Raw genomic sequence first — 4,794 nt, 5'->3', positions numbered from 1 at the left:
TGGCTTGCCACCGCGATATTCAATATTGTTTCGGTGTTTTCGCGTCAGCAAGCTTAACGCCTACGGGTGTTAACGTTAATCTCAGTGTTTAATTATTCACTGTAGGCGAGTGGCTTGCCACCGCGATATTCAATATTGTTTCGGTGTTTTCGCGTCAGCAAGCTTAACGCCTACGGGTGTTAACGTTAATCTCAGTATTTAATTATTCACTGTAGGCGAGTGGCTTGCCACCGCGATACTCAATATTGTTTCGGTGTTTTTGCGTCAGCAAGCTCAACGCCTACGGTGTTAAGGTTTATCTCGGTGTTAAATCACTTGTAGGCGAGTGGCTTGCCACCGCGATACTCAATATTGTTTCGGTGTTTGTGCGTCAGCAAGCTCAACGCCTACGGTGTTAAGGTTTACTTTGATGTTTAATTAATTACCTGTAGGCGAGTGGCTTGCCACCGCGATACTCAATATTGTTTCGGTGTTTTTGCGTCAGCAAGCTCAACGCCTACGGTGTTAAAGTTTGCCTCAATGTTAAATCACTTGTAGGCGAGTGGCTTGCCACCGCGTTTCAATATGTGGTGTTTTTGCGTCAGCAAGCTCAACGCCTACGGTGTTAAAGTTTACTTTGATGTTTAATTAATTACTTGTAGGCGAGTGGCTTGCCACCGCGAAAAGGTTAAAGGTGCTAGGGAAGTGACTAAAAACTTAGCTCCTATGTTTTAAAACGTAGGCGCGGCTTTATGCCGCGCGGTTGTATTGAACCATCAGTCATTAGATTTCAGGTGTAGCTAATCTCTGCCTTTAACCTTTAACCTAATACCTAGCACCTATTACCCTGTATCTTTCATTTCTCGAGGTAGCTTTAACCTTTGCATTCAATTAAACTCAGTCTCTTCAATGTAACTTTTGGTGTTTTGCATGGCTAAAGATAGGTTCGCGCCAAAACCTTTAAACGATATTATGGCTGGCCTGAGTGGTCGATTGTCGTCGTATGCAGGTAAAAGCCAAGCATTAGATAAACAACAAACGTTGTTAAGTGAATTTTTGGGCGCTAATTTAGGTGGAAAATGTCGCGTTAGTAATTATCGCGATGGTACGCTGATGATTGAGGCGGTATCTGCACCTATAGCACTGCGTTTAAACTACTTAAAAATGGATATGCTGTCACACTTTCGTAGTGCCGGTATGGCAGAACTTGGGCAAATCAAAATTACCGCTAACCCACAAGCCAGCCAACGATTAAGTCCAAATAATGCGTTAAAAACAGCTAACGCCACTCCCGCGAATAAATTAGCTATGAGTGAACAAACCGCTGATTACCTTAATGCGATTGCACAAAGCGCACCACCGTCACTAAAAGAAAAGCTAGAGCGACTAGCGAGGCATGGTAAAAAATAAAGGTTTTTGGCGCTAGGAAGAAATAGGCGCTAGGAAAAGTTTACCATGTATATTTAGTTTGCAACTGTATTGAAGAACCTAGAACCTAAGTTCTTATACTCCCCTTGATTTTCTTTTATCCACCTCCATATCTCCATAGTTAATATAATTTTATAGTCTTAATTAAAGTTATGTTTACGGCTTATTTTAAATTTTCTTGCAGAAAACTGATATCTTAACTACGCGATGGTTTGATGTTTCGCAGAGTCTGGTATAGTAGCGCACGTATTGAACGCTGTATTTCACAACGTTTCTCGAAATTGCTAATTAATATGTGCTCGTGTGAGTAATCTATTAATTAGTAATTATAAAAATGGGTTAGCTGATACTCGGCTAGCAAAGAACACATTGTAACGGTTTTATCATGATATCTAATTTATTTACCAAGATTTTTGGTAGTCGCAATGACCGCACTATTAAAAATTTAAGAAAGACGGTCGCGCTGATCAACGCGCTTGAAACGCAACTTGAAGCGCTTTCAGACGAAGATTTAAAAGCCAAAACAGCAGAGTTTAGAGAGCGTTACGATAACGGACAAGGTCTTGATGACATTCTACCAGAAGCATTTGCTGTGGTACGTGAAGCATCAAAACGTGTAAATGGTATGCGTCACTTTGACGTGCAGTTGCTCGGTGGTATGGTTTTACACCAAGGCCGCATCGCAGAAATGCGTACTGGTGAAGGTAAAACCCTTACCGCAAGTTTACCAGCATACTTACGTGGTATTACAGGTAAAGGTGTTCACGTAATTACTGTGAATGACTATCTTGCTAAGCGCGATGCTGAAACTAACCGCCCATTATTTGAATTTTTAGGTTTAACTGTTGGCTGTAACGTACCGGGTATGATGCCGCAACAGAAAAAAGAAGCCTACGCCGCTGATATTACCTACGGTACTAATAACGAATTTGGTTTTGATTACCTGCGTGACAATATGGCGTTTAGCATTAACGAACGCGTACAACGTCCACTTTACTATGCGGTAGTCGATGAAGTTGACTCGATCTTAATTGATGAAGCCCGTACTCCACTGATTATTTCCGGCCCCGCTGAAGACAGTTCGCAGCTGTATGCTGAAATCAATACCATAGTTCCGCTTCTTGAGTTACAAGAGAAAGAAGACGAAGAAGGTATTGAAGGCGATGGTGATTTCACTATTGATGAAAAAGCCAAGCAAGTTCATTTAACTGAACGTGGTCAAATTAAAGTTGAAGAATTACTGATTGAACGTGGTTTGATAGCTGAGGGCGACTCGCTTTATTCTGCTGCGAGTATTACCCTGCTTAGCCATATTTATGCGGCATTACGTGCTCATAAGCTGTATCAAAAAGACATTGATTACGTTGTAAAAGAAAACGAAGTAATCATTGTTGATGAACACACTGGCCGTACAATGGAAGGGCGTCGTTGGTCTGAAGGTTTACATCAAGCTGTTGAAGCAAAAGAAAATGTAAAAATTCAAAACGAAAACCAAACGTTAGCGTCAATTACATTCCAAAACTACTTCCGTATTTACGATACCCTTGCAGGTATGACTGGTACTGCCGACACTGAAGCATTTGAGTTTCAGTCAATCTATGGTCTAGATACTGTTGTTATGCCAACTAATAAGCCGATGATCCGTGAAGATCGCGCTGATTTAGTTTACTTAACGCAAGAAGAAAAATACGAAGCCATTCTAATCGATATTAAAGATTGCCAAGAGCGCGGCCAGCCAGTATTGGTGGGTACGATTTCAATCGAAAGCTCTGAGTATTTATCGCAATTTTTACGTAAAGAAAAAATCAAGCACAACGTACTTAATGCTAAATTCCATGCCCAAGAAGCAGACATCGTTGCCGATGCTGGTTTACCAGGCACAGTAACAATCGCAACTAACATGGCCGGTCGTGGTACTGATATCGTGTTAGGCGGTAACTGGAATAGCGAAGTTGAAAAACTTGAAAACCCAACTGATGAGCAAATCAAAGCGATTAAAGAAGCGTGGCAAATTCGCCATGATGCAGTAATTGCTGCTGGTGGTTTACATATCATTGGTACTGAGCGTCACGAATCACGCCGTATCGATAACCAGTTACGTGGTCGTTCGGGTCGTCAAGGTGATGCCGGTTCAAGCCGTTTTTACCTATCGATGGATGACGCATTAATGCGTATCTTCGCTGGTGAACGCATGACTAATATGATGCGTAAACTAGGTATGCAACGTGGCGAAGCGATTGAGCATCCATGGGTTAACCGTGCCATTGAAAACGCGCAACGTAAAGTTGAAGCACGTAACTTTGATGTGCGTAAACAATTGCTTGAATACGATGATGTAGCAAATGACCAACGTCGTGTTGTTTATTCACAACGTAATGAGTTGCTTGAAGAAGGCGATATTTCAGAGACGATCACGGTTATTCGTGGCGACGTATTGGGCAACACTATTGACCAATACATTGCACCGCAAAGTTTAGCTGAAATGTGGGATATTCCGGGCCTTGAAGAGCGCTTAAAACAAGACTTCTTAATTGAGTTACCGATTACACAATGGTTAGCTGACGATAACAAACTTTACGAAGAAAAGTTACGTGAGCGAATTGAAGAGTCAGTTGAGCAAGCTTACAAACAGAAAGAGCAACAAGTTGGCGATTCTGTACTTCGTCAGTTTGAAAAAGCAATCATGCTACAAAGCTTGGATCAACATTGGAAAGATCACCTTGCTGCGATGGATCACCTTCGCCAAGGTATTCATTTACGTGGCTACGCGCAAAAGAATCCTAAGCAAGAGTACAAGCGTGAGTCGTTTGAATTGTTCTCTGAAATGCTTGAGAACCTGAAAATTGATGTAGTTAGTATTTTAAGTAAAGTACAAGTACGTGCTGAAGAAGATGTTGAAAAAATCGAAGAGCAACACCGCCAAAGTGAAAATGCTCCTCGCGAATATCAACATGAAGAAGTTGAGCACGTAGGCGGCGAAGCACCTCAAGGTGCAGTCGTAACATCACGCGCAGAGCCAAAAGTTGGCCGCAACGAACCTTGCCCATGTGGCTCGGGTCAAAAGTTCAAACAGTGTTGTGGTAAGTTAAAATAACCAAATGTTATAATTAACAATTAAAAAGCGACGCCTGCGTCGCTTTTTTTGTTTGTAAGATTAAATATCAGGCGAGTAGCTTGCCACCGCGTTTTAAATGTGGTGTTTGTGCGTCAGCAAGCTCAACGCCTACGGTGTTAAGGTTTATCTCGGTGTTAAATCACTTGTAGGCGAGTGGCTTGCCACCGCGATATTCAATATTGTTTCGGTGTTTTCGCGTCAGCAAGCTTAACGCCTACGGGTGTTAACGTTAATCTCAGTGTTTAATTATTCACTGTAGGCGAGTGGCTTGC

The 4,794-nt window shown here is 42.0% G+C and carries 2 protein-coding genes; both read left to right on the top strand.

The window, feature by feature from the left end; translation table 11 throughout:
• The first annotated feature begins 909 nt into the window (after window positions 1-909).
• A complete protein-coding gene (locus H5158_RS22100; protein ID WP_145236680.1) occupies window positions 910-1,389 on the top strand; it encodes a DUF721 domain-containing protein in 480 nt (159 codons plus the stop codon).
• Window positions 1,390-1,792: 403 nt separating this feature from the next.
• Window positions 1,793-4,501: a preprotein translocase subunit SecA gene (gene secA / locus H5158_RS22095; RefSeq protein ID WP_182719662.1), complete on the top strand. Its 2,709-nt coding sequence runs from the start codon at window positions 1,793-1,795 to the stop codon at window positions 4,499-4,501.
• Window positions 4,502-4,794 lie beyond the last annotated feature (293 nt).

Origin of the sequence: Pseudoalteromonas sp. SR45-6, assembly GCF_014163545.1 — a bacterium.
Taxonomy (GTDB): domain Bacteria; phylum Pseudomonadota; class Gammaproteobacteria; order Enterobacterales; family Alteromonadaceae; genus Pseudoalteromonas; species Pseudoalteromonas rhizosphaerae.
This window is presented reverse-complemented; position numbering and strand designations above follow the sequence as displayed.